General features: G+C 69.5%; 16 protein-coding genes and 1 tRNA gene. 8 read left to right on the top strand and 9 right to left on the bottom strand.

Annotated features, from left to right (window positions below; genetic code table 11):
- Window positions 1-21 precede the first annotated feature (21 nt).
- Genes SB754_RS14805 through SB754_RS14795 form a run of 3 tightly spaced genes read left to right on the top strand, consistent with a single transcriptional unit; the run spans window position 22 to window position 1,279 of the window.
- On the top strand, window positions 22-393 hold the full coding sequence (locus SB754_RS14805) for a hypothetical protein (RefSeq protein WP_410783069.1): 372 nt from the start codon (window positions 22-24) through the stop codon (window positions 391-393).
- Between the two features lie 35 nt (window positions 394-428).
- Window positions 429-863, top strand: a complete 435-nt coding sequence (locus SB754_RS14800; protein ID WP_410783068.1) for a helix-turn-helix domain-containing protein — start codon at window positions 429-431, stop codon at window positions 861-863.
- Window positions 860-1,279: a DUF6941 family protein gene (locus tag SB754_RS14795; RefSeq protein WP_410783067.1), complete on the top strand. Its 420-nt coding sequence runs from the start codon at window positions 860-862 to the stop codon at window positions 1,277-1,279. The genes SB754_RS14800 and SB754_RS14795 overlap by 4 nt, the downstream gene beginning before the upstream one ends.
- A gap of 7 nt (window positions 1,280-1,286) precedes the next feature.
- Here SB754_RS14795 and SB754_RS14790 read toward each other — a convergent pair whose 3' ends face one another.
- The 3 genes from SB754_RS14790 to SB754_RS14780 are packed head-to-tail and all read right to left on the bottom strand — an operon-like array spanning window position 1,287 to window position 3,469.
- Entirely contained in the window at window positions 1,287-1,916 is a 630-nt protein-coding gene (locus SB754_RS14790; protein WP_410783066.1) for a response regulator, read from the bottom strand.
- A complete protein-coding gene (locus SB754_RS14785) occupies window positions 1,913-3,025 on the bottom strand; it encodes a sensor histidine kinase (protein WP_410783065.1) in 1,113 nt (370 codons plus the stop codon). The genes SB754_RS14790 and SB754_RS14785 overlap by 4 nt, the downstream gene beginning before the upstream one ends.
- A 9-nt stretch (window positions 3,026-3,034) precedes the next feature.
- Window positions 3,035-3,469 (bottom strand): hypothetical protein, encoded by a 435-nt coding sequence (locus SB754_RS14780; protein WP_410783064.1) that lies wholly within the window; start codon window positions 3,467-3,469, stop codon window positions 3,035-3,037.
- A 134-nt stretch (window positions 3,470-3,603) separates the two neighbouring features.
- On the opposite strand from SB754_RS14780, the gene SB754_RS14775 reads away from it, so the two are divergent.
- The gene (locus SB754_RS14775; RefSeq protein WP_410783063.1) at window positions 3,604-3,921 is read left to right on the top strand and encodes a hypothetical protein; all 318 of its coding nucleotides are present in this window, start codon (window positions 3,604-3,606) and stop codon (window positions 3,919-3,921) included.
- Between the two features lie 100 nt (window positions 3,922-4,021).
- Here SB754_RS14775 and SB754_RS14770 read toward each other — a convergent pair whose 3' ends face one another.
- From SB754_RS14770 to SB754_RS14760, 3 genes are read right to left on the bottom strand one after another with little or no spacing between them, the layout of a single operon-like run.
- On the bottom strand, window positions 4,022-5,206 hold the full coding sequence (locus SB754_RS14770; protein ID WP_410783062.1) for an FAD-dependent oxidoreductase: 1,185 nt from the start codon (window positions 5,204-5,206) through the stop codon (window positions 4,022-4,024).
- Window positions 5,206-5,688 (bottom strand): anthrone oxygenase family protein, encoded by a 483-nt coding sequence (locus tag SB754_RS14765; RefSeq protein ID WP_410783061.1) that lies wholly within the window; start codon window positions 5,686-5,688, stop codon window positions 5,206-5,208. Before SB754_RS14765 ends, SB754_RS14770 begins: the two co-directional genes overlap by 1 nt.
- Complete coding sequence (locus SB754_RS14760) at window positions 5,685-6,386, bottom strand: NAD(P)-dependent oxidoreductase (protein ID WP_410783060.1); 702 nt, start codon at window positions 6,384-6,386, stop codon at window positions 5,685-5,687. The genes SB754_RS14765 and SB754_RS14760 overlap by 4 nt, the downstream gene beginning before the upstream one ends.
- A gap of 151 nt (window positions 6,387-6,537) precedes the next feature.
- Between SB754_RS14760 and SB754_RS14755 the strand changes: the two genes are divergently transcribed.
- Window positions 6,538-6,927 (top strand): MarR family winged helix-turn-helix transcriptional regulator, encoded by a 390-nt coding sequence (locus SB754_RS14755; protein WP_410783059.1) that lies wholly within the window; start codon window positions 6,538-6,540, stop codon window positions 6,925-6,927.
- A 57-nt stretch (window positions 6,928-6,984) separates the two neighbouring features.
- On the opposite strand, the gene SB754_RS14750 is transcribed toward SB754_RS14755, so the two are convergent.
- Together SB754_RS14750 and SB754_RS14745 are read right to left on the bottom strand one after the other, a co-directional pair.
- Window positions 6,985-8,256 carry an ATP-binding protein gene (locus tag SB754_RS14750; protein ID WP_410783058.1) on the bottom strand — a complete coding sequence of 424 codons (1,272 nt, stop codon included), beginning with the start codon at window positions 8,254-8,256 and terminating at the stop codon, window positions 6,985-6,987.
- Between the two features lie 399 nt (window positions 8,257-8,655).
- Window positions 8,656-8,729: transfer RNA gene (locus tag SB754_RS14745), tRNA-Gly, on the bottom strand.
- Window positions 8,730-9,050: 321 nt separating this feature from the next.
- Between SB754_RS14745 and SB754_RS14740 the strand changes: the two genes are divergently transcribed.
- Entirely contained in the window at window positions 9,051-11,069 is a 2,019-nt protein-coding gene (locus SB754_RS14740; RefSeq protein ID WP_410783057.1) for an IPT/TIG domain-containing protein, read from the top strand.
- A 29-nt stretch (window positions 11,070-11,098) separates the two neighbouring features.
- On the top strand, window positions 11,099-14,818 hold the full coding sequence (locus tag SB754_RS14735; protein WP_410783056.1) for a tandem-95 repeat protein: 3,720 nt from the start codon (window positions 11,099-11,101) through the stop codon (window positions 14,816-14,818).
- 24 nt (window positions 14,819-14,842) lie between these two features.
- Here the strand turns inward: SB754_RS14735 and SB754_RS14730 are convergent, their stop codons facing one another.
- Entirely contained in the window at window positions 14,843-15,952 is a 1,110-nt protein-coding gene (locus tag SB754_RS14730) for an acyltransferase family protein (protein WP_410783055.1), read from the bottom strand.
- Window positions 15,953-16,204: 252 nt separating this feature from the next.
- On the opposite strand from SB754_RS14730, the gene dcd reads away from it, so the two are divergent.
- Window positions 16,205-16,807, top strand: coding sequence for a dCTP deaminase (gene dcd, locus SB754_RS14725; protein ID WP_410783054.1), 603 nt, complete (start codon window positions 16,205-16,207; stop codon window positions 16,805-16,807).
- The last annotated feature ends 22 nt before the right edge of the window (window positions 16,808-16,829 follow it).

Genomic DNA, 16,829 nt, shown 5'->3' with positions numbered 1-16,829 from the left:
TGCCTAGTTGACGGTGAGCCAGTGGTGCCGAACGAGATACGCGAGGCATTGTCCGACATGAGCCAACCGGATCGCGAACTTCACTTCGCTGCGATCCGCTACGTCATGCGCGAGGCGACGTACGGTCGGCTGTACCCGCGAAGAGGAGTCCGATGTGTCTCGCGGCAGCCCATTTTCGAACTGCGTTGGGAAATCAGCGGTCGCCTATGGAGGCTCTACGAGGGTGAACCGGTTTTCGAGCCGAACCTGCTCATCGCGCTTCGATTCCATGAAAAGGACGTCAGCACAAACGATGACGAACTTATCCGCAGCAGGCAGGACGACGAGATAGGCATTGCGGAGGATCGATACGGTCGGGGGCTCCCCTCCAGATGGGGACGCTTTGCAGGGTAGTCAAACACGAAGGTGCCAGGTATAAACTCCAGCTTATGGACAATCTGGACGAAGCGCTCGGCGTAGTCAACTCGCCCGGACAGCGCCGAGCGGACGCGCTCGTCGCGAGCGACATGCAGATGCTGCGCCGTCTGGTCGAGCTGCGCGAAAATCAGGGACTATCGCAAGAGCAAGTGGCCGCCCGTCTGGGGATATCCCAGCCTGCAATCGCTGCCTTCGAGCGGTACGACAATGACCCGAAGCTCTCCACTATTCGTCGTTATGCTCACGCGATCGGCGCCCTGATCTCGCATCACGTGACGCTCGACGATGGGAGATCGTCCGAAACGTCGAATGCCTCCGCATCGGCTATCCGTGTTGATCAAGGTACTTTCGCGCACGTGGACGTTCCCAGATCGTCGTCCAACAATTCATCGAGTGCCTGGCGTGGCGAGCTCCAGGCAGTCCCGGCCGAGGCTGATCACAAGTGAGAATCACTGTCCTCACCCTGTGCGACGCCGGGAGCGTCCGAGAGAACCTCGTTAGCATGCTGGGGGCCGGTCTGACGCTCGTTCAGCCCCAGGATTACCCAGCGCCTCTACAACCTTCGTTGGCTCTGCAACTCACAGCTCATGCCGATGAAGTGGGGGCACACGCGGTGGAACTCACGATCGGCGGAACCGACGACGAGAGGGCACCGCGACTCATGGAAGCAACGCTGGGCCTGAATGTGGAGGAGCCCAGCCAGGGGGGAGGCTCATTCCAGAGCTTCTCGATCGTGCTCGATCTTTCCGAGGTGCTTGTCCCCGTGCCCGGGGACTATGTCATTCGGGCACGACTCGATAGTGCGGACCCGGTCGAGTACGGGTTCACCGCCGCAGAACCCGCGCGCGCTGCACATCCCTGAGTTCACCTCAGCGGCCGAGCAGGCCGCGCCGGAAGCCTTCGGCGACGGCCGCCGCCCTGTCGCCGACGCCGAGCTTGGCGTAGATGCTCAACAGGTGCGTCTTCACGGTCGCCTCGCTGAGGTGCAGCCGGGCGCCGGCGACGCGGTTGGTCGCGCCGTCGGCGACGAGGGCCAGGATCTGCAGCTCGCGCGGGCTGAGGGCGGCGGTCTCCGGCGTGCGCACCCGGTTCACCAGGCGCGACGCGACGGAGGGCGCCAGCACGGCGTGGCCGAGCGCCGCCGAGCGGATGGCGCGGACCAGGTCGTCGCGCGGCGCGTCCTTGAGGAGGTAGCCGGTCGCGCCCGCCTCGATCGCGGGGAGGACGTCGGCGTCCGCGTCGAACGTGGTGAGCACGACCACCCGGCTGGCCACGCCGAGCCGGGCGAGCTCGCGGATGGCCGCCACCCCGTCCATCCCGGGCATCCGGAGGTCCATCAGCACGACGTCCGGGAGCAGCGCCCTCGCCAGCCGGACGGCCTCGGCGCCGTCGGACGCCTCGGCGACCACCTCGATCTCGGGATCGGACGCGACCATTCCCACGATACCGTCGCGCACCACGGGATGGTCGTCCGCGACCAGCAGACGCAGCGCGCTCATGCGGGCACCTGGGCGAGCACCGCCGTGCCGCGGCCGGGATGCGACTCAACGATCAGCGCGCCGGAGACGGATGCGAGACGTTCGCGCATCGCGACCAGCCCGTAGCCGCCCGCCTCGCCCGTCTCGGCCGCGACGAGGCCGCCCGGATCGAAGCCGCACCCGTCGTCCCGCACCTCCAGCCGGGTGCCGTCGGCGTCGGTGCGGAGGGTGAGGACGACTCCCCGCGCGGCGGCGTGCTGCTCGACGTTGGCGAGCGCCTCCTGGGCCGTCCGCAGCAATGCGACCTCGGCCTCCATCGACAGGCCGCGCGCGTCGCCTTCGCAGGTCAGTGTGCTGGGGATGCCCGTGCGGGCCGACCAGGTCTCTGTCACGGTGCGGATCGCGTCCGGCAACCGCACGGCGTCGAGGGCTGCCGGGCGCAGCGCCCGCACCGAGCGGCGTGCCTCGGCGAGTCCGTCGCGGGCCAGCGCGAGCGCGTTCTCCGTGTGCCGCCTGCGGGCCGGCTCGTCCGGGGCCTCCTCCGCGGCCTGCAGCTGGGTCACGATCCCGGCGAAGCCCTGCGCGAGGGTGTCGTGGATCTCGCGGGCCAGCCGCGCGCGCTCGCCCTCCGTCGCCACCCGCTCCTGCTGCTGCTGGGCCAGCCGCAGCCCCCAGGCCAGCCCGCACATGACCACCACGTTGAGCGCGATAATCGCGGCGGCCTCCACGAGCCCGATCGTGCCGGCGCTCACCCCGCTGCTCTGCGCGATCCCGGCCGCGACGGCGGTGGCCCCCACAGCGGGCAGCCGCCACGGCCACGGCACGATGGAGTACGCGAACGAGAACGTCGCGACCGTGAGAAATCCGAACCAGCTGTCGCGCAGCACGAGCACCAGGTTGAGGGCGATGAGCGCGGTCATGAAGATCGCGATGACCGCCGGGTGGTCGCGCCGCCGCCACGGCAGGTCGCGGAGCACCAGGATGAGAAGGCCGACGGCCGCGCACAGCAGCAGTGTCGGCACGACGAGCGCCCACTGGCCCCACTGCAGCAGCAGCGTGAAGGCGACCAGTACCCCCAGCACCAGGTAGGGGGTGACCGTGAGGACGGTGCGCCAGCGCGGCTCGATCACGCGCCCACCCTAGCGTTTCCGCGGGAAGAGGGCGCGGGTCCGTGGCAGGACGGCGAGGATCGCGACAGGCAGCACGAGCAGACCGCAGAGGGCCTGCTGGATGCGCACCCAGTCGGGCAGGAACCCGGGGATCGAGACGATCACGATCACCGCGACCACGACCACCGGCGCCACGATGCTCAGCCGGACCCAGGAGGAGCGCGAGCCGCGTGCGGCGCCGATCCCGAACAGGAGGAGCAGCACCGAGCTGGCGAGCACCAGCGAGCACCGGATCCAGATGGCGATCGCGACGTCGACGCCGGACACCGTCAGGGCGGCGAGCAGCACCTCCATCACGGTGCTGACGCCGACGAAGGCGCTCAGAAGAATGAGGATCGGCCGGAACGCGGAACGACGCTCGGCCGGGGAGGCGGAGCGGGCGGGAGAAGTGGATGTGCTGGTCATGCTCCGAGCGTGCCGCGACGCGTGCGCCGCCGGACCCACCGAACGGACGGTCTTCGGCATCGATCGGTTGACGTTGCCGCCTCACCAAGGGAGGGATCTGGACGGCGGACGCCCTCGGCCTCTATCGTCGACGTGTGGATAACGCGGCTTCGGCCAGCCCTCGTCGGAGACTGCTTCTCACCGTCCTGCTCGGCGTCGGCTCGCTGGCCGTCATCGCGGGCGTGATCTGGGGTGCCGTTGCGAAAGCGGCGGTCGACCAGATCGTCGTCGGTCCGTCGGCGATTCCGACCCTTCCGGTCCACGTCTACGCCCAGTACACGCAGCGCTTCGTGGCGCCCGACTACTCGGGGCTGTGGGCGGGCGGCGCGCTGGCCGTGCTCGGGCTGGCCCTTCTCCTGGCGGGACTCGTGGTCCTCCTCCGTGGAGCAGCCACCCGGTCCCAGCCTGTGTAACCGTTCAGAAACAGTTCGGCGGCTCCGCGAAACAGTGGCCCTCTAGCGTAGACCGTGTCGATGGAGCCGCTTCCTCAGCCGCCGCCCCCAGCCTGCCGCGTCAATGAAGCGGGCTGCGCCCGAGCCCCGACACGGCCCGCGCGATGCCGCGGCCAACCGGGGGGATCCCCGCCACGACCGGGATCACCGCGTCGCGGGTGGCGCGGAGCGTGCGGGAGCGGACGAGGGCGACGCGCGTGATGCGGTCGGTGAGTCGCACGACCTCGGCGGCCGCTCGCCGACGGATGCGGTCGTAGGCGTCGAGAGCGGTGACGTCGCCGGAGGCCGCCGAGGCGATCCGGTCCGCGAGCTCGTAGGCGTCGGCGATGCCGGTGTTCATCCCCTGTCCTGCGGCGGGGCTGTGCACGTGTGCGGCGTCGCCGCACAGCACGATCGGGCCGGCCCGGAAGCGGCGGGCGACGTGGTGGCTGATCCGGAAGCGCGAGGACCACACGGGCTCGCCGGCCGTGGACGTAGGGATTCCTCGGGAGGCGAGAAGACGGTCCAGGTACGATCGGTCGGGATGCCGTGGCGCCTCGGGCTCACGCGGCACGGACGCGACGATCCGGTACCGTCCGCTCGGCAGCCTCCCGATGACGGTCACGCCCTCCGGGGAGAACCCGATGCGCGCCTCAGTGTCGCGCGACGGGGGAGGCGCGAGTTCCACGTCGGCGAGGATGAAGTCGTCCTCGTAGGGGGCGCCGTCGTACGGGATTCCCGCCTGCTCGCGGACCGTGCTGTTCTTGCCGTCCGCTCCGACGACGTACCGGGCGACCCCGGTCCACGGCTCGTCGTCTGCCGTCCGCCGGCCCTCGACACGGCATCGCCCGGTGTCCTGCGTCACCGTCTCGATGTGGATCCCGCGGGTCACCCGGAGCCCCAGCTCGGCGAGCCGGCCGACGAGGATGGCCTCTGTCACGTCCTGCGGGATGCCGAGGGCGAAGGGGTACGGCGTGTCCAGTTCGCCCAGCGTGATCCGGGCGAGGGGCCGGGCTCCGTCGGCGAGGGTGATGGCGTCGATCCGCTGCCCGCGGGAGAGCAACTGCGAAGCCAAGCCCATGCCTGCGAGGATCTCGACGGTCGCCGCGTGCATCAGCGCGGCACGGGATTCCTCGGCCTGGTGCGGCGCCGCATCCACGATCTCGACGGTGAGGCCCCGCTCCAGGAGCCGGATCGCGGCGACCAGGCCGCTCGGCCCCGCGCCGACGATGAGGACATCGACATCGACATCGACCGAGCGGGTCATCACCGACGTCCTCGAACTGCCGGGCGCCGCAGGAGGGCGGCCCAGATGAGGGCCCCGAACGCGAGGAGGGCGGCTCCGGTGCGCACGACGTGGCCGACCTGCCACAGGTCGCGGCGGGCTGCCCAGTCCGTGGGCGGCGAGGTGACGCTCCACGCGCCTTCCGCCAGGTTGATCGGCACGTTCACGATCAGTGTGACGAGCAGGGCGGCGATCAGGAGGAGCAGCGCGACGGCGGTGAGCCAGAAGGCGCGGCCGCGCCGCCGGAGGGTCATGACGACCACGAGCCCGGTGGTCACGATCGCCGGGAGCAGGAGCACCGACGCCAGAGCGGGGATAGCGACGAGGGCGACCTGCTGCGTCTGGATGTAGACGGTGCCGCTGAAACCGCGGAGCGAGAGCTCGAGCACGAGGATGCCGAGCAGGAAGCCCGCGAAGAGTCCGGTGAAGAGCAGGCTGAGAGCGCGGAGGATCGTGGCGATCATGACGTCCCCTTCTTGCTGCTGCCCTCGCGCACGAGGAGCTGGATGAGGCTGGGCTTCTCGGCGGTGGTCGCGACCGCGCACACCTTCCGCAGGTAGTCGTCCGATTCGAGCTGGCGCCGCATCGCGTCGGCGAGGTCGGCACGCGAGGTGTACGACGCGTCGAGGTAGTCCTCGGCCGTCCGGTAGTCGGTGACCTGCGGTGTCTCGAACAGGCCATTGGGGCGCATGATCGTCCAGCCCACGTCCGACTGCCGGAGCAGCGCCTCCATACGGGCCATGTCGGCATAGACGGTGCGGCCGAAGTACGCGACGAGGGGACCGGCGACCTTGTCGACGAAGAAGCCGCCATGGGGTCCCAGTCCGGGGGCGGCGAGGCTTGCGCTGACGCAGACCAGGCGCTCGACGCCGTGGCGCGTCATGGCGGCGACGATGTTGGCGGTGCCGTTCGAGTAGACCGTCACCGGCTGCCTGCTGTACGGGACGCCGAGGCTGGAGAGCACGGCGTCCTGACCCGCGACCGCCGTGTCGATGGCCTCCGGGTCGTGGACGTCGGCCGCAACCACCCGCAATCCCGGGCCGAGCGGCGGGAACGAGTCGGGATTGCGGGTGATGGCGGTGACGTCGTGTCCCGCCTCGAGGGACTGGCGGACGATGAGACGCCCGGTGGGCCCGTTGGCCCCGAACACGGCGATCTTCATGGTGGTGCGGCCTTCCTGTATGCTCTACTAGAGCCGTAATTTATGGAGAAGATATCATATGAATCTCGTAGTAAAAAGAGGCGGGCGGGATCGATCCTCCCGAGCGGACCCGCTCCGGGGTGCCCTGCGAGACGTGAGAGTCCAGCTCTCCGTGCTGAATCACCACGTCGCAGCACGGGCCGATGTGAAGGGCGTCGACTTCGACTGCCTCGACCTCATCTCCATCCACGGCCCGCTCAGCCCCGGGGCGCTGGCAAAGGTGTCCGGCCTCCATCCGGCCACCCTGACCGGGATCCTCGACCGACTGGAGAACGGTGGGTGGATCGCGCGCGAGCGTGACGCAGCGGACCGGCGAGCAGTCGTCGTGCGGGTGCTTCCGGACCGCAACGCCGAAGTCCTGGCGCTCTACGCGGGCATGAACGACCGCTTCGACGCGATCTGCGCAGAGTACGGCGATGCGGAGCTGAGCACCATCGCCGGCTTCCTGCAGAAGGTGCACGAAGCCGGCGCCGCAGCGACCGACGAGCTCGGTGCGACGTAACGACCGGGGCATCGCCCAGGTGCTGCCGTCAGTCAGACAACGGGGTGGTGGCGGTCTTCACGCACCAAGGAGAGCGAGGGGTACGACGGCGACGCCGTCAGGGCGCCGGTAGGCGTTCTGACCGGCGGTGACGACGACCATGTCTGCGAGGTCGTCGCCGAGCCGCTGCTTCAGCCAGAGGAGGTGTCGCACATCCTTGCCGTCGGGTGCACCTTTCAGCTTCACCTCGAATGCGACGGTGCGACCGTCGTGCCGTCGGGCGATCGCGTCGATTTCGTGGTCTCCGTCGCCTGTGCGCAGATGGGTGAGACGGCTGTCGGTGGCTTGGGCGTACGTGTTGAGTGAGAAGATGACCAGCGCTTCGAACAGGGCCCCGAGCGTCGTATGGTCTTGTGGCCCGAGCATCGTCTGTTTCGCTGCGCCGCTCAGGAGCCGGTCTTCATCGAGTTTCATGAGTCGCGCCGCGAGGGCGGGGTCGGCGAGGAAATGCTTGGCGGTGGTTCCGAGACGGACGCGATCCAGGTGGATGTCGGTGGGCGGGAGCTCGTCGAGCATCCAGAACTCGGTGAGTACGTCACGGTATCGGTTGACCGTCGATCGCGGAGCAGCGATTCCTCCGTCGGCCTCGCCGGCCCGCTCCGTGATCACTGAGTACGCCGCAGTGGATGCGGTCGCCCGCGCGTAGGAGGTCAACCAGCGGCGCAGCTGGTCCGGCTGCCGCGTCCCCACACCGCGCTCGGTCACCTCGTGCTCGAGCATCCGCGACAAGTACCCGTCCAGGGACACGCGGCGGGCGCGCGGGCTGAGGCCTCGGATGGCGGGGAAACCGGACGAGACGATCTCGGTGACGTACTCCGGCAGTGAGACCGACGTGCGACCGCCGACCTCCGCAGATCCTCCGAAGAGGCCGGCGAACGACACGGTAGAGGTCTCGATGGCGCGTTCGGCGATAGAGAGCCCGCGCATCCGGAGATCGACGATCCGGCCCGCACCCGAGTGGGCGGGTGCGTCCGTCGGGATGCTGCTCCCGGTGAGAAGGAACTGACCACCCGTGGGCTTCGCATCGACGGCGCGACGCACGAGGTCCCACGACGATGGGATTCGCTGCCACTCGTCGATGAGGATCGGGCGGGCGGCTTCAAGGATCGCCCTCGGCGCTACGGCGAGCAGTTCAGCGTCTTCGGCATCGTCCAGGCGGAAGACCCGTGCTGCGCGCTGCTCGGCCGTCGCGGTTTTGCCGACGCCCTTCGGACCCTGGAGAGCGATGGCGGGAAGCTCCGGGAACAGGTCGTCCAGCGTCTGGTCGATGATGCGCTTTTCGTAGACCACGACTGGTTCCTGTTCCTTTTCCTTCAAGGCTGGAGCAGCTCTATGGTACATCTAACGGACGCTCTACGCTACGTTTAGCGGAACTCCTATGGTACATTTACCGGCTCGGCTACGCTACGGAAAGGGCGCAAAGGAACCCGCGACTCAGCCATTCTGGCGGCGGTGAGAATCGAAGGAACCTCGCAGCCGCGGGGCGACAGCTTCGCTCCGATTACGTGGTCGATCGGGTTTCTGCGGCTTCGTCCCAACTCCGCCCAGGCTTCCCGAATTCACTATTGAGCAAGAACGCAGGTGGCCCGGCTAGATCGGCGATCGGCGGAAGGCCGCAACTGAGGTCGGTCCTGTGTGCCAACTAGACGAGGCGCCCAGAAACGCCGAACTAGCTTGAGAAGTGACAACTGGAGCGAGTGACGGGAATCGAACCCGCGCTATCAGCTTGGGAAGCTGAGGTTCTACCATTGAACTACACTCGCGCGGCCCGCAATCCCAGTAAAACACTGGGGACTGAGGCTGCCGCCCAGACTACCCGGTCACGGGTTTTTGGCCAAACCCGCCGCCTGATTTGGCACCGGCGGTTCCTTTTGGCGGGGATGCCACTCGAACGCGGGCCTTGCACAAACGGTTGGGATGCGATCCACCGCCGGCCCGTTCGGTTCCTGTGCGCTGAGCGAACTTTCATCAGGCTCTCTGCCCTGTTCTGGGGTCGTCCGTTGTCAGCCGGCCCGCCATTCGACTGATGTACTGAGCGAGCACTAACGACCCCGAACCCTCGTCAGAAAGCACCCCCGAACCCGATGCATTCCTCCCTTCGGCGCGCCCTCGCGGCGGGCCTGGCCGTCGGCACGATCGCGGCGGCAGCTGCGGTCACGGCCGCTGCGCCCGCCTTCGCTGCCGTCACCGACGCACAGCAGCCCTTCTCCGCGACAGGAGCCGTCCAGAGCTGGACGGTTCCGGCCGGCGTCACCCAGATCTACGTCGACATCGCCGGCGCTCAGGGTGGAGCGTCGTTCGGTGGTGGCGGCGGCGGTGCGGAGCTGACCGGAATGCTCTCCGTCACTCCGGGCTCGACGCTGCACATCGTCGCCGGCAGTCTCGGCGCGAACGGCTCCCGATACAGCTCGGGAGCGGGCGGCGGCGGCGGATCCTTCATCTACACCACCGCAGACGCCAGCGGCATCCTCGCCGCGGCCGGCGGTGGCGGCGGCGCCGGGTCGAACAACGGAGCATCCGCGGCGAGCGTCACGACCTCGGGGACTGCCGGTGGCACCGGCGGCGGCGCGGGCGGCACCGCGGGCAGCGGAGGTCAGGCGAGCACGGCGGGCGGCGGTGGCGGACTGCTCACCAACGGCGGCGGCACCGGCGGACAGTCGGTCGCGAACGGTGCCGCAGGCGGCGGCAACGGCGGCTTCGGCGGTGGTGGAAGCGCAAGCGGGTTCGCCGGCGGTGGTGGCGGCGGCTACAGCGGCGGCGGTGGAGGCCGGTTCGCGAACAACAGCGCCGGTGGTGGCGGCGGTGGAGGCTCGTACTTCGCCGGGGCGCTCACCGGTGCTGTGAACAACCACGGCGGCAACGGCTTCGTTACGATCTACTACCCCTCCTACCTCACGTCGATCTCACCGGCGACCGGCCTGGCCGGCACCACGCTGACCATCGCCGGCAGCGGCCTGGCGGGGGCGGCAGTGACGGTCGGCGGAGTCGCTGCGACCGTGACGTCGTCCAGCGCCACGCGGATCGTCGCCACCGTTCCCGCGAACGTGCCGGTCCCCGCCGGCGCGCAGACGGTCGCCGTCGCCACTGCGGGAGGAGTGACGCTCCCAGCCGTCGGGGCCTTCACCTATGTGCCCGCGCCGTCAGTGAGCTCCGTGAACCCGGCCTCCGTCGACCCCGAAAGCGCCCCGACCGTGACGATCACGGGCACGCATTTCACGGGTGCGACCGCCGTCGCGTTCGGCGGCGCCTCCGCGACGTCCTTCATGGTGGTCTCGGACACGACCATCACGGCGCAGGTGCCGAGGACCGGGCTGCCCGCCGGCCCGCTGCACACCACGGTCGTCACGCCCGACGGCACGAGCACTGTGACCGCCGCAGACCAGCTGACCGTCGTCCTGCCCGTGCCGACGATCACCGCAGTCAGCCGGGCCACTGGCACGGTCTACGGCGGCACCTCCATCACCATCACCGGCACGGGCTTCACGACCGCCACAGCGGTCGAGTTCGGCGGCATCCCAGCGACCTCCTTCACGGTCGATTCAGCCACCTCCATCACTGCCGTCACGCCCACGGCGCCGACCGGGCCGGTCGATATCGCCGTCACGACCGGAGGGGGAGTGACCAGCACGACCCCTGCCGACCTGTTCACGTACGTCGCGCCCGCGATCACGGTCGCACCCGGCACGGTGCCCGACGGGAAGCAGGGCACCGCGTACGCCCAGTCGCTGACGGCCAGTGGTGACCAGAGCAGTGCGTACACGTACGCGCTGACCGCCGGTGCACTCCCCGCCGGTGTGACGCTGGCGACGGATGGCACGATCTCGGGCACCCCGACCGTGAGCGGCTCCTTCGCCTTCACCGTGACGGCGACCGGCTCCGACAACTACAGCGGAAGCGCGAGCTACACGCTCGTCATCGCGTCGTCGGCCGCCGCGATCACGGGGATCTCGCCCGCGGCGGGCCCGAGCACGGCCGCAACCGCGGGACTGGCGCAGACCGGTTCCGACATCGGCGTGCCGTTGACCCTCGCCGGAGGCCTGCTGATCGCCGGCCTGATCGCCGGCGCGCTGGTGCTCATCGCACGGCGCCGACGCTCAGCCTGACAGCCACATTTCGTCCCGGAGGTTCCCCCGTGCACCGCTCTCGCGCCACTTCTCTTCCCGCTTCCCGGTTCCGTGTTCCCGCCATGATCGTCGCGGCCGCACTGGCGATCGGCGTCGGCCTCGTCGGCCTCACCGCCGCACCGGCGCTCGCAGACGGCAGTACCCCGCTGCTGCAGGACAGCTTCACGGGGTCGACGCTCACGTCGAACCAGTACGCGGTCGGGGGGACCGGGACGGCGGTGCCCGGCCCCGGAACCAACACGGCGTGCCTGACCGTGCCGGCGTCGCCGGCCGGGCAGGTCCCCGCCAGCTGTAGAGGCGCGTCGGACGCTTCCGGCAACGGAGCATTGCGGCTGACTGCCGCCGCCGGCTCGCAGACCGGGTACCTGCTGTACAACCACGCCCTTCCGACGAAGGCCGGTCTGGACATCGACTTCACCAGCTACCAGTGGGGCGGCTCCGGGGCGGATGGGATCACCTTCTTCCTCACGGACGGCGCGTACAACCTGTCGAGCGTCGGCGCATCCGGGGGCTCCCTCGGCTACTCCAACAGCCTCGGCGGCTCGGGCGCGGGCCAGCAGGGCGTCCCGCACGGCCTGATCGGTGTCGCACTCGACACCTACGGCAACTACTCGGCCGAGAGCAACAACCCGTCGTGTGCAACCTCCTCCACCTGGACGGCGAGGACGCCCAACGAGGTCGCGGTCCGGGGGCCGGGCCTGCAGACCGCCGGGCAGTGGAACGACGGCTACTGCCTGCTCGGCAAAGCGGTCACGGTCACCGGCGGCTTGGACAAGACCTCTGCGACCAGTCGCACGTCGGCAGCGCGCCACGTGCGTGTCGTAGTCGACCCGCCCGGCACGACGAACCCGATGGTGAGCGTCTACCTGGGCGCGATGGGGGACACGACGACCGCGGTGGACCAGCTGCCGCTCATCACCCAGGTGCCCGAGCCGGCGCAGCTGCTGGCCGCGACGACCTTCAAGTTCGGCTGGGCGGCGAGCACCGGAGGCTCGACCGACTACCACGAGATCAACACGCTGAACGTCGCCACGGTGAATCCGATCACCCCGAGCCTTGCAGCGACGACGTCCGACCCGGCGGCCGTCGATGCGGGCGGGACGAGCTCTGCGACGTTCTCGACGTCCACGCTCTCGACGGACGGCCCGATCGCCGCCGGCGTGCCGGTCACGATGACGATCACCAAGGACCCGGGGCTCGCCTTCGGCGCCCTGACCGACCAGAGCGGCTGGACCGTGCAGCCGTCCTCCGGTGACACGGCGGTCTACACCTACACTCCCTCCGCGCCGGTCATCTCGGGCACCGCCCTGCCGAACCTCACCGTTCCCGTGACGGGCTCGGGCGCGGGGAACTACCCGCTGACGGCGGTCGTCTCCGGCGGAGGCATCGACACGACCGAGAACCCGGCGGGAGCGCGCACCGCGACCGCGAACATCACCGTGCGCCCGACCGCCTCTCCCGTGTCGGATGCGGCTGTCGCGACGACGGGCCCCGCCTCGGCCAGCCCGAGCCCGTTCACCTTCTCCGTGCCCGCTGCCAGCGGCACAGGAGGCGCCACGCCGAGCTACGCGCTGTCCAGCACGCCGAACCCGGCGCAGGGCACGGCCTCCATCGTCGCGTCCACGGGTGCGGTCACTTTCACCCCCGCCGCCGCGTGGAGCGGAACCTCCACGTTCTCGTACACGGCGACCGCCGACGGCGTCGCGTCGGCCCCCGCCTCCATCACGGTGACCACGCCGCCCGCGGTCGCGCCGCACAGCGCCACCGTCTCGTACGGGCGCACCGCGACCGTCGACCTCTCGGCGGGCGCGTATGGAACCGGCCTCCGCTTCACGATCGCCGGGGCGCCGCCGTCGAGCGCGGGCGCGGCGAGCGTCAGCGGCTCCACCCTGACCTTCGTTCCGGCGGCCGGGTTCTCCGGCGCCACCACGATGACCTACGGTACGACCGACTCGAGCGGTGTCGCGTCGGCGACGCGGGCGGTCACGATCACCGTGCAGCCGCAGGCCGGCACCGACGCCCTGCCGCTGTCGCTGGATGCAGCGGGCGACGGGTCCGCATCCTCGACGCTGCCCACGCCGGACGGCATCGGTCCCTTCACGTACGCACTGGACAGCGACGCGAGCACCGGAACCCTGATGGTGGACGCCGACGGTCACTACAGCTACACCGCCGCCAACGACCGGTCAGGCCAGTTCACCGGAACGTACACCGTGACGGACGGCGAGGGTGTGACGAGCCCGCCCAGCACCATCACGCTGACCGTCAAGCCGTACGCCGGTCCCGTGAACGCGACCACGCCGGCCGATGCCACCGTCACCGCGGCGGCGCCGGCCACCGCGGGGGCCGGCGGAGGAACCTTCGCGCTCGTCGGCTCTCCCGTCGGTGCCGCGATCGACGCGAGCACGGGCGCGATCACCTACACCCCGGCGACCGGCATGAGCGGCAACGTGTCGCTCGCCTACACCGTGACCGCCAACGGCGTCACCAGCGACCCGGCCACGGTGGCGATCGCGGTCACACCGACCGTCGTCGACCACAGCTCCACGACCCTGTTCGAGCAGCCCGACACGGTCGACCTCGGTGACGGCGCGGTCGGCACCGGGCTGAGCTACCGCATCGTGACGGATGCCGGCGCGGCCGGGAGGTCGACCATCGACGCGAGCAGCGCGTCCTTGGTCTTCACCCCGGCGAGCGGGTTCTCCGGCATCGCGACCGTCACCTGCCGGGTGACCGACCACGACGGCCTCACGAGCACCATGACGGTGACGATCACCATCCTCCCGGCCGCGAGCAGCGCCGCAGGCACCGTGACCCTGCCGCCGACCGGTGACGACCCCAGCAGCTTCACGCTGCCGGCGCCGAACGGCACGGGTCCGTTCCACTACCAGCTGGTTCCCGGCACGACCTCGCCGGGTGGAACCTTCACCATCGACCCTGACACCGGCCTCGTGGTATTCACCCCGACCCGCGGCGTCTCGGGAGTGGTGACCGCGCAGTACGTCGTCACGGACGGAGCGGGCATCGCCAGCCTGCCGCAGACCGTCAGCGTCACCGTGCAGCCGTTCACGTCCACGGCCACGGTCAGTGTCGCCACCGGGTCGAGCCCGCTGCACCTGGCGGTCCCGACATCCATCGGCACCGCCCCGTTCTCCTACGCGCTCGTGACGGGGCCTGGCGGGCAGAAGGGAACCGCGTCCATCGACCCGGCGACCGGAGTCATCGCCTTCGTGCCGACGAACCCGAAGGCGAGCGGAACGGCGACGTTCACCTACACAGTCACCGACGCCAACGGAATCACGGTGTCGGCACAGGCTTCGCTCGACATCAAGCCGGTGGTGGATGGAGTGTCGGCGCGCGTGCAAGGAGTTGCGGCAGGCACGGCATCCGCGGAGCTGCGGCCCGACGTCGTCGGCAGCGGCCCATTCACGTTCAGCGTGGTCGGTGCCGCACCGGCGCACGCGGCGGTCCACGTCGAGGGTTCCGGCTTCACCGTGACACCCGACACCGGCTACAGCGGCACGGTGACGTTCTCGTACCGTGTCGTGGGCGCGGATGGCGTCGGTTCGGACCCGGCGACCGCGGTCGTGACCGTCCTGCCGTTCACCGCATCGGCGGCACTGGCCAGCACGGGAGCGACCCTCTCGCTCGTCGGCCTGGGAGTCGGGCTCCTGCTCCTCCTCGGCGGGGCGATCCTGCTGGTCTACCGGCGACGGACGGCGTGCTGATGTTTCGGCCCAGCATCCGGCAGGTCAGTGCGGAGCGTTCTCCGTCGTCGTCGCCGTCGTCGTCGAGCGACTCGCGAAGGGAGGACGTGAGGTAATCCAGCGAGACAGCCGGATGCTGGGCCGCTCGATGAACCGGTACGCGAGTTCCGTGGCTGCCGCGACGGCAAGCAGCGAGAGCAGGAGGGACGGCGTATACGGCATGTGCGCCTGCACGACGAACACGGTCAGAAGCGTGAATCCCACCGGTACGTGGAGCAGGTACAAGCTGTAGCTCCTCTTGGCGACCACGGCGAGCGGTTTCAGAGGCTTGACGCGTCCCTCGATCAGGACCGCGACCAAGAAGATGCAGAACCCCAGCACGGCGTTCGACAGGAAGGAGTTCGCGCTGTCGTAGAAGGCGGGACTCGTCTCGCGCATCCCGTAGACGAAAACCACCCACGCCGCGGCCGCCAGCAGGGCACCGGCCCAGACGGGGATGCGGCGCATCCTGACAAGGTAGACGATCTGGCCCAGGAGCAGCAGCGGGATGAAGGCGACGAACGACGATGCGAGCGCGAATGTCGTGCCCAGCTGAGTGTGAAGGGTGTCGACGATCGCAACGGCCAGCATGAGGACGATCGGAACGAGTGCGGGTGCCCGTGCGAGCAGGGGGCGCGCCACGAGCAGTCCCAGATAGAAGAACATCTCGATGACGAGGGTCCAGCCGACGGCGACGAGCAGTGGTTGAGCCAGCACGAAATAGTTGCCGAGCGATGCTCCGAGAAGGACTTGCAGGGGGCTGGGCACCGAGGTCAATCCCGAGACGAGCGTGCCCGCATATGCAAGGATTGCCACCAGGATCGCCGTGGCGATGAGCGGCGGATAAATGCGCATCAGCCGCCTGACGACGTAAACGGATGCCCGCTCCCGCGATGCGGCATGTGTCACGACGAAGCCGCTGACGAAGAAGAACAGGGCCACGCCGAGCCAGCCGAAGTTCAGCTCGGCGTGGACTGGATTGCGAGCGAGAACCGCCACCGCGTCATCGACGACCCACTTCCTGTTCTGGCTCTGCAGGAAGTTGGGCACCAGATGCGAATAGACCACGAGCAGAGCGGCGATGCCACGAAGCTGGTCGATCTGAGTGAAGAACAAGCCACCGGGCCGTTGGCCCGACTCCTGGGGGGCCGCGGCCCTGCGCCTCCGTGTGCGCGTCGACGGCGCGGGATGCGTGGCCGGCGCGGTGTCTGCCAGCTGCGAAATGGGCCTGCCTCCTCAAAATGCCGGTACCGTCGCACTGCGACAGGATTCGGCCAAGGCGCGGCCGTACAGGATCAGAATAGGGGAACGCGCGCGCCGACAGGGATCCGCGCCGGTACCCACGAACCCACCCGGTAGGCTGGCGACGTGCTTCTCTCCGATCGCGATATCAAGGCCGAGCTGGGTGCCGGGCGCATCGCCCTGGAGCCGTACGAGCCGGAGATGGTCCAGCCGTCCAGCATCGACGTGCGCCTCGACCGGTTCTTCCGGTTGTTCGACAACCACAAGTACCCGTTCATCGACCCGGCGGAGGACCAGCCGGAGCTGACGCGGCTCGTGGAGGTGGACCCGGACCAGCCGTTCATCCTGCACCCGGGCGAGTTCGTGCTCGGCTCGACGTTCGAGCTGGTCAGCCTCCCCGACGACGTCGCAGCGCGACTGGAGGGCAAGAGCTCGCTCGGGCGGCTGGGGCTTCTCACGCACTCCACCGCCGGCTTCATCGACCCCGGCTTCTCGGGCCACGTCACGTTGGAGCTGAGCAACGTCGCGACGCTCCCGATCAAGCTGTGGCCGGGCATGAAGATCGGGCAGATGTGCTTCTTCCGCCTGTCGTCGCCCGCCGAGCGGCCCTACGGCTCGGCGGAGTACTCGTCCCGCTACCAGGGGCAGCGGGGCCCGACGGCCTCCAGATCGCACCTGAACTTCCACCGCACCGACGTCTCCACCACCGAGGCGGGCCGTTCCGCCTGAACCCGACCGCACGAGCCTGAAC

Origin of the sequence: Leifsonia sp. SIMBA_070, from assembly GCF_046534635.1 — a bacterium.
Lineage (GTDB): Bacteria > Actinomycetota > Actinomycetes > Actinomycetales > Microbacteriaceae > Leifsonia.
Note: the sequence above shows the minus strand (reverse complement) of the source record. Positions and strands in the feature narration are given on the sequence as shown.

Bases quoted from the DNA above. Each gene is read 5' to 3' on its own strand.
- SB754_RS14800 (WP_410783068.1), top strand. From the start codon at position 429: ATGGACAATCTGGACGAAGCGCTCGGCGTAGTCAACTCGCCCGGACAG.
- SB754_RS14790 (WP_410783066.1), bottom strand. From the start codon at position 1,916: ATGAGCGCGCTGCGTCTGCTGGTCGCGGACGACCATCCCGTGGTGCGC.
- SB754_RS14780 (WP_410783064.1), bottom strand. From the start codon at position 3,469: ATGACCAGCACATCCACTTCTCCCGCCCGCTCCGCCTCCCCGGCCGAG.
- SB754_RS14770 (WP_410783062.1), bottom strand. From the start codon at position 5,206: ATGACCCGCTCGGTCGATGTCGATGTCGATGTCCTCATCGTCGGCGCG.
- SB754_RS14765 (WP_410783061.1), bottom strand. From the start codon at position 5,688: ATGATCGCCACGATCCTCCGCGCTCTCAGCCTGCTCTTCACCGGACTC.
- SB754_RS14760 (WP_410783060.1), bottom strand. From the start codon at position 6,386: ATGAAGATCGCCGTGTTCGGGGCCAACGGGCCCACCGGGCGTCTCATC.
- SB754_RS14740 (WP_410783057.1), top strand. From the start codon at position 9,051: ATGCATTCCTCCCTTCGGCGCGCCCTCGCGGCGGGCCTGGCCGTCGGC.